Genomic DNA, 13,221 nt, shown 5'->3' on the forward strand with positions numbered 1-13,221 from the left:
ATGCAATTGGCTTAAGAATCGATTTTATTAAAAATAAATAATTGTATTTTTAATATATTTATTTTTAATTTACTTTGATTTGAATGTTTTAACATAATATTTATCACTGCACTGATTTACATGGTGGCTGATAAGTAGTTTAGCAAATAATAATGCAATTTTTTGCAATATAAATGTAATTTTACGTTCAATACTGAATTATAAACAAAACTTAAATTAATATACATGAAAAGAAGAGACGCAATTGCCAAAATGGCTCTGGCGATGGGAGGAATCCTTTCGGCAAGTACTTTGGCAACAGTTTTGGAAGGCTGTAAATCAAGCAGCTCGGCAGAAGCAACAGCCCTAAGTTTTTCGCCTGAGGAAAGTGCAATGATATCTGAAATTGCTGAGATTATTTTACCCCGTACACAAACACCAGGAGCAATTGATGCTAAAGTACCAGAGTTTATCCAGATGATGGTGAAAGACTGTTATAAAGAAGAGCAACAAAAAGCTTTTTTTGCAGGCTTAACTAAATTAGATGAAGATTCTAAAAAAGCAAATGGTACTGAATTTTCAAAAGCAACACCAGCCCAAAAATTAGCGTTGATTAAAGCAGAAGATTCAGCAAAAGAGCGCTCTGAGTTTTGGAAAACAATGAAGGATTTGACGATTTTGGGATACTTTACTTCTGAGCCAGGTGCGACAAAAGCACTAGCCTATTTGGAAGTTCCGGGTAAATATGAGCCCATTAAATTAGAAAAAGGACAAAAAGCTTGGGCAATGAGCTAGTTGTTTTTTAGAAAAGATGTCACAAATAATTCATTAATTTCAAATCAATATCACAGTGGAAATTACAGGAACAGGAAATAAAGCAAATACTTACGATGCCATCGTAGTTGGCTCAGGAATATCTGGCGGTTGGGCTGCCAAAGAATTGTGTGAAAAAGGCTTAAAAGTAATCATGCTTGAAAGAGGGCGTGATATTAAACATATTCAAGACTATCCGAATGCGACTAAAGCGCCATGGGAATTTGAACACCGTGGTAGAGTAGATAATAAATCTGCAGAAGAGCATTTCATCGGCGTTCGTACGGGTTATACTGTAAATGAGCCTTGGAGAGATATGTTTGAAAATGATAAAGAAAACCCAATTGTTGAGAAAAAACCAATCGACTGGATTCGTGGATACCATGTTGGTGGTCGCTCTCTGATGTGGGGTCGTCAATCATATCGTTTGAATGAAAAGGATTTTGAAGCAAATGCTAAAGAAGGTATTGGTACCGATTGGCCAATTCGTTACAAAGATTTAGCTCCTTGGTACGACCACGTAGAGAAATTTGCAGGGATTAGTGGTAATAAGGATGGTATTGATGTGTTACCGCATGGCGATCATTATTTGCCAGCCATGAACATGAATGCTTTAGAGAAAGAGCTAAAGAAAAGAATTGAAAAAGAATTCTCTTCTCGTCACTTTATCATGGGGCGTACTGCACACTTAACGGGAGAATCTAAAATTGCTTATGATTTAGGACGTTCTCAATGTCAGTTCCGTAACCGTTGCATGATGGGCTGTCCTTACGGAGGATATTTCTCTACGCAGTCTTCAACGCTTCCAGCAGCCGTAAAAACGGGCAATCTAACACTTCGTCCAGATGCTATCGTTCAAGAGGTTATCTATGATGATAAATTAGGCAAAGCAATAGGGGTAAGAATTGTAGACCAAAATACATTACAATCAATTGAATATTTTGCAAAAATTATTTTCTTGAATGCTTCTGCGTTTGGTAGTACAGGCATTATGTTGAATTCAAAATCGCAACGTCATGCTAATGGATTAGGAAATGAGTCAGACCAGCTAGGTCGTAACATCATGGACCATCATTTGGCAGTTGGTGCAAGAGGCGAATTTGAAGGCTTAGAAGATGACTATTACTATGGTCGTCGTGCTAATGGTATATATATACCAAGATACCGCAACTGGGGAACTGACAAACGTGATTACTTACGTGGTTTTGGTTACCAAGGCGGAGCTTCTCGTGAAGATTGGGGTCGTGGTGCTGGTCAAGAAGGATTAGGTGCAGACTTTAAAGATGCATTGAGTTACCCAGGAAAATGGACATTCAATATCGGTGGTTTTGGTGAAGTAATACCAAATCCTGAAAACAGAATGACATTAGACCCTAGCCAAAAAGATAAGTGGGGAATGCCATTATTAGTATTCGATGCAGCTTATGGTGACAACGAACTAAAAATGCGTGTCGATATGAAAAACGATGCAGCAGAAATGTTAGAAAAAGCAGGGTTGAAAAACGTTACTCCTTATGATGACCAAACTAAGCACTTGGGAATCGGTATCCATGAAATGGGAACTGCTAGAATGGGAACAGATGCTAAGAACTCTGTATTAAATAAAAATAACCAAGTTTGGGGTGCAGAAAACGTATTTGTGACCGACGGTGCTGCTATGACTTCGGCTTCATGTGTAAACCCATCGCTTACTTACATGGCTTTAACAGCAAGAGCAGCCGCTTATGCGGTTGATGCGTTGAAAAAAGGTGAGTTGAAATAATGATGAGCTAACGGGCTTCGTAAATCGAAGTTTTAGTTTTCAGAAAATGATTAAAAGTCCTCAGTTTTAAGTAACTGGGGACTTTTTGTTTTGAGTATTCTTAATTTATCAACTACTTTAAATCTATCCCTTAATTACTAATATCCCCTCCGAAAGCTGAAACCTGACAGCCGATAGCTAAACTAATCTGCTTAATAAACAGACGATTATGGGTTATTAATTTATCTTTCAGAAAGATAAAAGCTACCTTTGTAGTAATAATCAATTTATAGTCATGACTTTCGAAGAATTAAATCTTAATAAACAATTACTTAACGCCCTTGAGGATTTGGGCTTTACTTCACCAACAGCTATCCAAGAAAAAGTTTTTTCTGTAGTAATGTCAGGGAAAGATGTTTGTGGAATAGCACAAACAGGAACAGGAAAAACGTATGCCTATTTATTGCCATGCCTTCGTCAGTTAAAGTTTTCAAAAGAAAAGGACCCCCAATTAGTAATCATTGTGCCTACTCGCGAGTTGGTAGTACAAATTGTAGAAGAAGCTCAGAAGTTATTGACTTACATGAGCTTTAAGGTATTGGGCGTTTATGGGGGTGTAAATACAAAATTGCAAGTAGCAGAATTGTTAGAAGGAGCAGATATATTAGTGGCAACGCCGGGAAGATTAGTAGATTTAATATCAGTGGGTGCCTTTTCAGGTAAAGCAGTCAAGAAATTAGTGATTGATGAATTTGACGAAATGTTGAATTTAGGTTTCAGAGCACAGTTAAAGATTGTTTTTGGCAAATTGCCCCAAAGAAGACAAAATTTACTTTTTTCAGCTACCCTCAACGAAGAAGTAGAGCAGTTGATAGAAGACTATTTCAATAGTCCAGTAAGGGTAGAAGCTACTCCTGTAGGTACGCCTCTTGAAAATATTAGCCAATCTTATTACGAAGTACCCAACTTTTACTCAAAAGTGAATTTCTTGAATTTGTTATTAGCTAAAGACGAAACAATGACAAAAGTATTAGTCTTTGTTTCAACCAAACACTTAGCCGATGTACTATTTGAGGAGGTTAGTCCAGTATATGGAGAAGCAGTAGGAGTAATTCACTCTAATAAAGCCCAAAAGCACCGTTTTGATAGTGTAGATAAATTTCAATCTGGAGCGTGTAGAGTTTTGATTGCTACAGATATTATTGCCAGAGGGTTAGACGTAGCAGAAGTAACCCATGTAATAAATTTTGATTTACCAGAAACTCCCCAAAACTATATCCACCGTATCGGTAGAACAGGGCGAAAAGAGCGTAAAGGAATAGCTATATCGTTTGTTGTTGAGAAAGAGAAAGAATATCTTTCAGAGATAGAAAACCTGATGAATTATTTGATTCCTCAGCAAGAATTACCAGAGGAATTAATATTATCAACGAAAATTTTACCTGCGGAGACTGAAAGAGTAACGATGAAAACCATTCAAGTGAAAGCTCCCAAAAAAGAAGAAAGCGGTGCGGCATTTCATGAAAAATCAGAGAAAAATAGCAAAGTAAACGTAAGAAGAAACCATGCCGCGGAAATGAAAAAGAAATATGGCAGGGCTTATAAGAAGAGGGAATAAATTGGTGAATTAATCATCAAAAGGTTTATATAGAAAATATGTAAGATAAAGAGCGTTTTAAATAAATGGCGATAATCGTCGATTATAGAAATGATAGATTTATTTTACATATTTTTTTTGATAAAATAGAATGTCAAGAGCAAATAATTGATAATCAATGGTCGTCGATGTACTAGTTAAAAACTATTATTATAGGTAGACGATTTTAAGTATAAATTTTATTGATAAAAAGTGCTAAATTAAGCTAAAATAGCCATTTTTAAAACGGCTTTTAATCGTACCAAGTGGAATTGAAACAAATATGCAGATACTTAGCGCAAAACCTGCGGTATCTTTTAATCGTACCAAGTGGAATTGAAACATGCTACAGATAGAAAAGAATCTATTTATTTATTCCTTTTAATCGTACCAAGTGGAATTGAAACTCACAACCGTCACAAAGCGTCAAAGAACCGTTACACTTTTAATCGTACCAAGTGGAATTGAAACTTTTTAGAACCTCAATTGGAGGTTCTGCTTTTAACTCTTTTAATCGTACCAAGTGGAATTGAAACTTGGTAAGGTAGTCAATGACAACAAAGCGAGTTTTCTTTTAATCGTACCAAGTGGAATTGAAACGTGCTTAATCTGTCAGATACATTTCTTTATGTCAGCTTTTAATCGTACCAAGTGGAATTGAAACCTGTAGTAGAGGCGGTTAAGATACGCTCTAAGCCGTCGACTTTTAATCGTACCAAGTGGAATTGAAACCAGGAATCCTCACACGGAACCGAAATGAGTGATCAACCTTTTAATCGTACCAAGTGGAATTGAAACATTTCTGAATGAAGAATTAATCTTAGAGATTGCTAGACTTTTAATCGTACCAAGTGGAATTGAAACTTATGTCTAATATTCGCAAAGCAGACTCTTTTCGAACTTTTAATCGTACCAAGTGGAATTGAAACAAGTACTAACAGTACTATATTGGCGGGTAAGACGGTCTTTTAATCGTACCAAGTGGAATTGAAACACGATTACAGAATTGGCCGCTTATGCAGCAGTCTTCTTTTAATCGTACCAAGTGGAATTGAAACTAACTTAGCGAAATCACATTATTATTATAGTCCACTTTTAATCGTACCAAGTGGAATTGAAACTTAACTAAATAATCATAAAGACATTCGGCGGTCATTCTTTTAATCGTACCAAGTGGAATTGAAACTACTTTCTATTCGATAAGCCAACGACCAACGACACAAATCAAAGCTTTTAATCGTACCAAGTGGAATTGAAACTATTTGAATTTAAAGGCAGGGACGAAGGTGTATTTTGCTTTTAATCGTACCAAGTGGAATTGAAACGAATGGACTTTTATTCATTCTTAGCCATTTATCTACTTTTAATCGTACCAAGTGGAATTGAAACGTTTTCAACCTGTCTAACCCATCCAATACAGCTTCGTCTTTTAATCGTACCAAGTGGAATTGAAACTACAGTTTTGCTTTGTTAAAAAATGGTCAATGTCTGGCTTTTAATCGTACCAAGTGGAATTGAAACAAGATTAAGGATTTTAAAGCAGTGCAGGAGGCTTATCTTTTAATCGTACCAAGTGGAATTGAAACGAGTCAAAATCAAAATGAAAAACTTTTTAAGTTCAGGCTTTTAATCGTACCAAGTGGAATTGAAACGTTACCGAACAAGTAGAGTTTATCAAGTCATTAGACTTTTAATCGTACCAAGTGGAATTGAAACTCTAAATGAGTTATAAGCTAATTGCTGAAACTCTTGCTTTTAATCGTACCAAGTGGAATTGAAATTTGACTAAGAAAGGAAAGAAAAAAGTAGAAGATAATCTGAATGGAGAAAATTGATTAAATAAACCAATGGAACAGTTAAACTATTCCATTGGTTATAGAAAAGAATATTACTTCTTCCCAGCGTGATGCGGATAATTAAAGAAATAAGACGTTAGTAAAGGCACGCCAAAAATTCCTACTGTAATCAACGATATATAAGCATCTGCTTCTTCGCTTTCCAAGAATTTAGCAATCGGATTTTCTGGTAAGAAATGGGTTAATAACGATAAGGTTAATTTTAAACCAAGTACGCCAATCACTAAAAACGCTGCTGTTTCTAGGAAAGGATATTTTTCCATCAACTTCACAAAAGCTTGTGCTACAAAACGCATCGCCAAAATACCAATAAATACTCCTATACAGATTAGATATAGGTTATCGGTAAAGGCTACGGCTGCAAAAACATTGTCGATAGAGAATGCTAAGTCCATTACTTCTACCAAAAAAACAGTAGCCCAGAAAGGACCTAATGCTCCTAAGGTCATACGATAAAACCAATTACTTTTTTTGTCTAGCAAGTCATCGCTTTCTGCGGGAGTAGTTTCTTTTTTGAAATAATCATACGTAAGATACAATAGATATAAACCGCCTATAGGCTTTAGCCACCAAACTTTTACCAAAAAAGAGGCGAATAAAAGACAAATACCTCTGAAAAAATACGCACCAATAATACCATATTTAAGGGCTTTTTTCCGTTTCTCTGGCGATAAATCCATTACCATTGTTGCCAGTACCGCTGCATTATCCACCGAAAGAAGACTTTCTATCAATATTAAATTACCAACTATTAAGGCTGCTGCCCCTAAATCATTCCCAAAAATTTGATGCAAAAAATCCATAAAAACTGTTTAGTGTCCAAAAGATTGCCAAAGTTACAAACTTTGACGCCTAAAAGATAAGGCTGATAAGAATATTAATTTGGTTGGTTATATAGGATTAAGAATGGTAAATGAATAAGGGCAGATATTTAGTAAATAAAGAACAATTGCTTAGAAAGATTAATAGGCAGTTGTTAGGAGATGGTTTTGATAAATTATCTCTCTTTTCTAGCTATAATTACTTAATATGCTGATAAAAGAGTACTTATTTTTACAAGTGTTATCTTTTTTATCAATAAATAACTAAGTTCATATTTTGTTTCAAATGAAAATTTGAACAAATTAGATAATACAATTCATTCAACTAAACTATCTTAATATCAATAACATGAAAAAAAACACTTACTTTTTATCTTACCTTCTTTTGTTGTGTTTGGTCAGCCAATTTCCTCTATTTGCTCAGTCCAAAAAAGTAGCAACTAAGTTGGAAACAACATTGATTGATGCCAAGAAAATAGAAAAGTTACAAAAAGAGATTATAGAGGAAATCGACAAAAAACAAGTATTTTCTCAACAGATGGTCGATATGATTTTCAGTTTTGGCGAGCTTGGCTTCCAAGAATATGAAACTTCAAATTATATAACAAGCATTCTTGAAAAAGAAGGATTTACCATCGAAAAAGGTGTTTCTGGGATTCCAACGGCATGGATTGCTAAATGGGGGAGTGGCAAGCCTGTTATTGCGTTAGGCTCTGATATTGACTGTATTCCGAAGGCATCTCAAAAACCTGGCGTAGCCTATCACGACCCAATTATTGAAGGTGCCCCTGGTCATGGCGAAGGACATAATTCTGGTCAGGCGCTTAATATCACTGCTGCATTAGTTATTAAAAAAATTATGGAGCGTGAGAAAATAGCAGGTACATTAGTGCTATGGCCGGGGGTGGCAGAAGAATTAGTAGGAACGAAAGCTATTTTTGTACGTGATGGTCATTTCAAAGATATTGATGCTTGTATATTTACGCATGTGGCTAATAATTTAGGCGTACAATGGGGTGATGCGGGTAATAATGGATTGGTTTCTGTAAAATTCAGTTTTGAAGGGGAGGCTGCTCATGCAGCGGGTGCGCCGTGGAGAGGTAAAAGTGCTTTGGATGCTGTTGAACTAATGAATATTGGTTGGAATTTCAAAAGAGAACATTTATATCCTTCTCAACGCTCACATTATGTCATTGTGGATGGGGGAGACCAACCAAACGTAGTGCCTTCCAAAGCGGCTGTATGGTATTATTTCCGTGAAAGAACGTATCCGAAAATTAAGGAGTTGTATGAAGCAGGGGTAGCAATTGCCAAAGGGGCAACGATGATGACAGGGACTACTATGAGTTACGAAGTATTAGGTAGTGCTTGGCCCGGACACTTTAATAAACCTATCGCCGAGAATGTTTATGAACATATTAAAAAAATAGGTTTACCTAAATGGAGCGAAGAAGACCAACTATTGGCTAAATCATTACAAATTGAATTGAAATCTCCTGAGAAAAAAGGTTTAGCGATGAAAGTGGATACTACCATCGAGCCTGTCTTGGTAAGTATGGGTGGTGGTTCAGATGATATTGCTGATATTTCATGGAATTTGCCGACGGTTGTACTGCGTTATCCTTCTAATATTCCTGGATTACCAGGGCATCATTGGGCAAATGCTATTAGCATGGCTACGCCGATTGCACACAAGGGTGTAACGGCAGGAGCGAAAGTAGAAGCGCTAACTTTATTAGATATGTTAGTAAAACCTGATTTGTTAACCAAAGCATGGGATTATTATAAAAACGAGCAAACGAAGGATGTAAAATATGAACCGTTGATTTCACCAAACGATAAACCTGCTATTAATCTCAACCAGCAGATAATGGCTAAGTTTAGACCAGAAATGAAGAAATTATATTACGACCCATCGAAATATAAAACCTACATGGAACAACTAGGCATTACCTATCCAACTATCAGAAAAACGCCAACTGAAGAGAACAAGAGTAGTATAAAGAGTGGAGGAAATTAAAATGAAGAAAATATTAAATAATTTTAACCTATTTGATACAATTTGATTTATCAATTTGGGTTTTAACATAGATAGACGGCTATTTCTGCCGTCTATTTTTATTTTATAAATAATATTTTTAAAAATTTAGGGTATGATTCCGTAATAAACTACTTATATATCCTGATTACTTTTTTCATACAAAGGACTAAACAATCAAGAAAAAAATCAGAACAATGTTTTCATTAATTAACAAGTCAGTCGTAATAACAGGTGGAGGGTCAGGTATTGGTCGGGCAATCTCATTATTATTTGCTAAACAAGGAGCAGAAGTAAATATTTTAGAACTCAATGAAACAGCTGCGCAAGAGACGGTTGACGAAATTCGTGCAGAAGGAGGCAAAGCCAATGCTTATGCTTGTAATGTAACTAATCAAGAGGCTGTTAAAACTGTTTTTGCTAGCATCGGTCGCGTTGATATTTTGATAAACAACGCTGGAATAGCCCATGTAGGTAACCTTGAAAAAACTTCGGAAGAAGATTTCGATAGAATTTATAATGTAAATGTAAAAGGAGCTTACAATTGTTTGTACGTTGCCGTTCCGATGATGAAGGAAAACAAAGGAGGGGTAATATTAAACATGGCTTCTGTAGCCTCATCCGTAGGGATTAACGATCGTTTTGCTTATTCAATGTCGAAAGGTGCTATCCTCACGATGACATTGTCTATAGCCAAAGATTACATCAAAGAGAATATACGTTGTAACTGCATTTCTCCTGCCCGTGTGCATACTCCTTTTGTAGATGGCTTTTTAGCAAAGAACTATCCGAATAATATTGAAGAGATGTTTGAAAAACTTTCGGCTACCCAGCCCATAGGAAGAATGGCCAAACCATCAGAAATTGCTTTTCTTGCACTATATTTATGTTCGGATGAAGCTGGCTTTGTTACGGGCACTGATTACCCAATTGATGGTGGATTTATTAGATTAAACAACTAAATTTTAAACAATACTTATGAAAAAAATAGTCCTGTTTTCTGTATTATTCTGGACGATGACCTCATTTATTCAAGAGGGAAAACCTAAAAAAATTATTTTCTTCGGCGATTCTATCACCCAAGCTGGCGTACAACCAAAAGGATATATCTCGCAGTTGCAAGAGATGATTGATAAGAAAGGCGATAAAGCTAAATATGAATTGATTGGTGCTGGCATTGGAGGAAATAAAGTATATGATTTGTATTTACGCTTAGAAGATGATGTACTGAGCAAAAAACCTGACTTGGTAGTGATTTATGTTGGTGTAAACGACGTTTGGCACAAAGCGACATCAGGTACTGGTACTGACCCTGATAAATTCATTAGATTCTATCAAGCTTTAATCAACAAGATTCAAGCCACTGGTGCAAAATTGATTTTGTGTACACCTGCTACTATCGGAGAAAAAACCGATTTCAGTAATCAACAGGATGGTGATATGAATCAATACAGTACTTTTATCAGAAATTTGGCGACAAAGAATAATATTCCTTTGTGTGATTTAAGAAAAGAATTCTTAGCGCATAATCTGAATAATAATCCTGAAAATAAAGATAAAGGCATTCTTACTACCGATAGAGTTCATTTGAATGAGCTTGGAAATCAGTTTGTTGCCGATAAATTATTCCCTTTAATTACAAAATAAATTGTTATGAAATTATTTAGATTTGGCGAAGTAGGTAATGAAAAACCTGGTGTAATCTTAGAAGAAAAATGGCTAGATGTTTCGGCCTATATTCAAGATTATAACGAATCTTTTTTTGAGAATGATGGCTTAGATAAACTAAGTTTATTATTGGTTGAAAAACAAAATGAATTGCAAGAGATTCCTACAGATGTGCGTATTGCTTCATGTGTGGCTCGTCCTTCTAAAATTGTTTGTATTGGGTTGAACTTTGCCGATCACGCTCGTGAAACAGGTGCAGCTATTCCACCAGAACCTATTATTTTCTTTAAGTCAACTACGGCACTTTCTGGGCCAAATGATGATATTATTATTCCTAGAAATTCAGTAAAAACTGATTGGGAAGTAGAATTAGCATTTGTCATTGGTAAAAAAGCACAGTATGTCGACGAAGCTGATGCCCTAAATTATGTAGCAGGCTACTGCTTACACAATGATGTTTCAGAAAGAGAATTCCAAATTGAAAGAGGAGGAAACTGGAGTAAGGGAAAAGGTTGTGATTCATTTGCACCACTTGGACCATTTTTAGCGACTACGGAAGAGATTGAAGATGAGAATGATTTAAAAATGTGGCTTTCTGTCAATGGAAAGACTGTACAAAATAGTAATACCGACCAATTGATTTTTAAAATACCTACGTTGGTTTCTTATTTAAGTCAATTCATGACATTATTACCGGGCGACGTTATTTCTACAGGCACACCTCCAGGTGTTGGTCTAGGCTTTAATCCTCCAGTTTTCTTGAAAGAAGGAGACATAGTTGAATTGGGTATCGAAGGTCTGGGTACGCAAAAACAAACTGCTAAAAACTGGAAAGCATAATTTTTTATTTAAAATTGAGTTATGTAGTTTGGAAATTTGAAAATGAAGAAGATACTGCCAGTTTTTTAAAAGCTGTGTCTTATCTTTAGGTAATTTAATACTTACCTCTTTTCAAATTTTCAAACTATTTTCAATTTTTAAAGAAAAACAAACCTTATGACCATAGATGCACATCAACATTTTTGGCAGTACGACGCACAACGACATGATTGGATTTCAGATGAAATGAAGGTGATTCAGCGAGATTTCTTGCCTGAACATCTTGCTCCAATTTTAGCAAAAAATAATATTTCGGGTTGTGTAGCCGTTCAAGCTGATCAAACTTTAGCAGAAACAGATTTTTTAATTGAATTAGCCAACAAAAATGCTTTTATAAAAGCTGTAGTTGGTTGGGTAGATTTACGCGCAGACGATGTTGATGATATTTTAGAACATTATGCAGAATTGCCTATCGTAAAAGGTTTTAGGCACGTAGTGCAGGGAGAAGCCGATACTGAATTCATGCTTAGACCAAAATTCAAAGCTGGAATTACAGCCTTAGGAGCATTTGATTTCACCTATGATATTTTGATTTATCATTATCAGCTAGACCAAGCCATTCAATTGGCAAAGTTGTTCCCCGACCAAAAGTTTGTCTTAGACCATATTGCTAAGCCCGATATAAAATCTGGGGAATATACCCAATGGCAAACCAATATCAAGAAATTAGCCTTACACCAAAATGTGTATTGCAAATTATCAGGAATGGTTACCGAAGGCGAATGGAACGATTGGAAAGTAGCTGATTTTAAAATATACTTGGATACTGTAGTAAAAGCATTTGGTACCGAACGCCTTATGTACGGTTCTGATTGGCCAGTTTGTTTAGTGGCTGCTGAATATGAAGAACAATTAGGGATTGTCAATGAGTATTTTTCTACTTTTTCGACCTTAGAAAAGAAAAAGATAATGGGAGGGAACGCTCTCAAATTTTATAATATTTAAACCTTACCTCAGCTATATGTAATTATTGCTTTGGGTAAAAATTTAATATGAACTTAGGACTCAAAGAAAAAGTAATCATCGTTTCGGGCGGTGCAAAAGGAATTGGTGAAGGTATTTCGGGTGTATTGGCTACTGAAGGAGCGTATGTTGCTATCGTAGGTAGAAATGATGCTGATAATCAGAAAGCAATTGAGAAAATTCAAGCAGCAGGCGGACAAGCATGGTCGTTTGTAGCTGAATTATCAAAGCCAGAAGAATGTAAAAAAGCTGTTGACGAAGTGGTAGCTAAATTTGGACGAATCGATGGACTAGTAAACAATGCAGGTGTAAACGATGGCGTGGGACTAGAAAGTGGTAACTACGAACGCTTTGTGGCTTCATTACATAGCAATTTAATTCACTATTATTTGTTAGCACAACATGCTTTGCCATACTTGAAAGAATCAAAAGGAGCAATCGTAAATATCGGTTCAAAAACGGCTGAGACAGGGCAAGGTGGTACTTCGGCTTATGCAGCATCAAACGGAGGTAGAAATGCCCTTACCCGTGAATGGGCGGTTGAATTATTGCCTTATGGTATTCGGGTGAATGCTGTGATTGTTGCAGAGTGTTATACCCCTTTGTATGACCGTTGGATTAAGACATTGCCTAATCCAGAAGAAACATTGGCAAAAATTACGGATAAAATACCTTTAGGTAAGCGTATGACTACTGCCGAGGAAATTGCAAACATGGTAGCATTTTTAATGTCAAAACGTTCAAGCCATACAACTGGTCAATTAATTTATGTAGATGGTGGCTATACGCATTTAGATAGAGCTTTGTTGTAGAAAACATTGAGTAGA

The 13,221-nt window shown here is 35.9% G+C and carries 10 protein-coding genes and 1 CRISPR repeat array; of the genes, 9 read left to right on the forward strand and 1 reads right to left on the reverse strand.

Features of this window, described 5'->3' with window-relative positions:
• The first annotated feature begins 225 nt into the window (after positions 1 to 225).
• The 3 genes from AC1RNE_RS00950 to AC1RNE_RS00960 all read left to right on the forward strand — a co-directional run bounded on the left by AC1RNE_RS00950 (position 226) and on the right by AC1RNE_RS00960 (position 4,151).
• Complete coding sequence (locus AC1RNE_RS00950) at positions 226 to 774, forward strand: gluconate 2-dehydrogenase subunit 3 family protein (RefSeq protein WP_492799187.1); 549 nt, start codon at positions 226 to 228, stop codon at positions 772 to 774.
• Between the two features lie 55 nt (positions 775 to 829).
• Positions 830 to 2,554 carry a GMC oxidoreductase gene (locus AC1RNE_RS00955; protein WP_492799188.1) on the forward strand — a complete coding sequence of 575 codons (1,725 nt, stop codon included), beginning with the start codon at positions 830 to 832 and terminating at the stop codon, positions 2,552 to 2,554.
• 274 nt (positions 2,555 to 2,828) lie between these two features.
• A complete protein-coding gene (locus tag AC1RNE_RS00960) occupies positions 2,829 to 4,151 on the forward strand; it encodes a DEAD/DEAH box helicase (protein WP_492799189.1) in 1,323 nt (440 codons plus the stop codon).
• A gap of 268 nt (positions 4,152 to 4,419) precedes the next feature.
• Positions 4,420 to 5,950: a CRISPR direct-repeat array (repeat unit 29 nt; unit sequence CTTTTAATCGTACCAAGTGGAATTGAAAC).
• Between the two features lie 107 nt (positions 5,951 to 6,057).
• Here the strand turns inward: AC1RNE_RS00960 and AC1RNE_RS00965 are convergent.
• The gene (locus tag AC1RNE_RS00965) at positions 6,058 to 6,828 is read right to left on the reverse strand and encodes a DUF475 domain-containing protein (RefSeq protein WP_492799190.1); all 771 of its coding nucleotides are present in this window, start codon (positions 6,826 to 6,828) and stop codon (positions 6,058 to 6,060) included.
• A gap of 367 nt (positions 6,829 to 7,195) precedes the next feature.
• Here AC1RNE_RS00965 and AC1RNE_RS00970 point away from each other — a divergent pair, with 367 nt between their 5' ends.
• The 6 genes from AC1RNE_RS00970 (at position 7,196) to AC1RNE_RS00995 (ending at position 13,206) form a co-directional block, all read left to right on the forward strand.
• Positions 7,196 to 8,866: an amidohydrolase gene (locus AC1RNE_RS00970; RefSeq protein ID WP_492799191.1), complete on the forward strand. Its 1,671-nt coding sequence runs from the start codon at positions 7,196 to 7,198 to the stop codon at positions 8,864 to 8,866.
• Positions 8,867 to 9,081: 215 nt separating this feature from the next.
• Positions 9,082 to 9,846: an SDR family NAD(P)-dependent oxidoreductase gene (locus AC1RNE_RS00975; RefSeq protein WP_492799192.1), complete on the forward strand. Its 765-nt coding sequence runs from the start codon at positions 9,082 to 9,084 to the stop codon at positions 9,844 to 9,846.
• Positions 9,847 to 9,862: 16 nt separating this feature from the next.
• On the forward strand, positions 9,863 to 10,531 hold the full coding sequence (locus AC1RNE_RS00980; RefSeq protein ID WP_492799193.1) for an SGNH/GDSL hydrolase family protein: 669 nt from the start codon (positions 9,863 to 9,865) through the stop codon (positions 10,529 to 10,531).
• Positions 10,532 to 10,537: 6 nt separating this feature from the next.
• Complete coding sequence (locus AC1RNE_RS00985) at positions 10,538 to 11,392, forward strand: fumarylacetoacetate hydrolase family protein (RefSeq protein ID WP_492799194.1); 855 nt, start codon at positions 10,538 to 10,540, stop codon at positions 11,390 to 11,392.
• Positions 11,393 to 11,548: 156 nt separating this feature from the next.
• Positions 11,549 to 12,376: an amidohydrolase family protein gene (locus AC1RNE_RS00990; RefSeq protein ID WP_492799195.1), complete on the forward strand. Its 828-nt coding sequence runs from the start codon at positions 11,549 to 11,551 to the stop codon at positions 12,374 to 12,376.
• Positions 12,377 to 12,423: 47 nt separating this feature from the next.
• A complete protein-coding gene (locus AC1RNE_RS00995) occupies positions 12,424 to 13,206 on the forward strand; it encodes an L-fucose dehydrogenase (protein ID WP_309916077.1) in 783 nt (260 codons plus the stop codon).
• Positions 13,207 to 13,221: the final 15 nt, after the last annotated feature.

This window comes from Arcicella sp. GW822-FHT02H01 (genome assembly GCF_058802005.1).

What these genes read in the sequence shown, in the direction of transcription:
- AC1RNE_RS00950 (WP_492799187.1), top strand. Translation starts at nt 226, where the DNA reads ATGAAAAGAAGAGACGCAATTGCCAAAATGGCTCTGGCGATGGGAGGA.
- AC1RNE_RS00995 (WP_309916077.1), top strand. Translation starts at nt 12,424, where the DNA reads ATGAACTTAGGACTCAAAGAAAAAGTAATCATCGTTTCGGGCGGTGCA.
- AC1RNE_RS00975 (WP_492799192.1), top strand. Translation starts at nt 9,082, where the DNA reads ATGTTTTCATTAATTAACAAGTCAGTCGTAATAACAGGTGGAGGGTCA.
- AC1RNE_RS00970 (WP_492799191.1), top strand. Translation starts at nt 7,196, where the DNA reads ATGAAAAAAAACACTTACTTTTTATCTTACCTTCTTTTGTTGTGTTTG.
- AC1RNE_RS00985 (WP_492799194.1), top strand. Translation starts at nt 10,538, where the DNA reads ATGAAATTATTTAGATTTGGCGAAGTAGGTAATGAAAAACCTGGTGTA.
- AC1RNE_RS00990 (WP_492799195.1), top strand. Translation starts at nt 11,549, where the DNA reads ATGACCATAGATGCACATCAACATTTTTGGCAGTACGACGCACAACGA.
- AC1RNE_RS00960 (WP_492799189.1), top strand. Translation starts at nt 2,829, where the DNA reads ATGACTTTCGAAGAATTAAATCTTAATAAACAATTACTTAACGCCCTT.
- AC1RNE_RS00980 (WP_492799193.1), top strand. Translation starts at nt 9,863, where the DNA reads ATGAAAAAAATAGTCCTGTTTTCTGTATTATTCTGGACGATGACCTCA.
- AC1RNE_RS00965 (WP_492799190.1), bottom strand. Translation starts at nt 6,828, where the DNA reads ATGGATTTTTTGCATCAAATTTTTGGGAATGATTTAGGGGCAGCAGCC.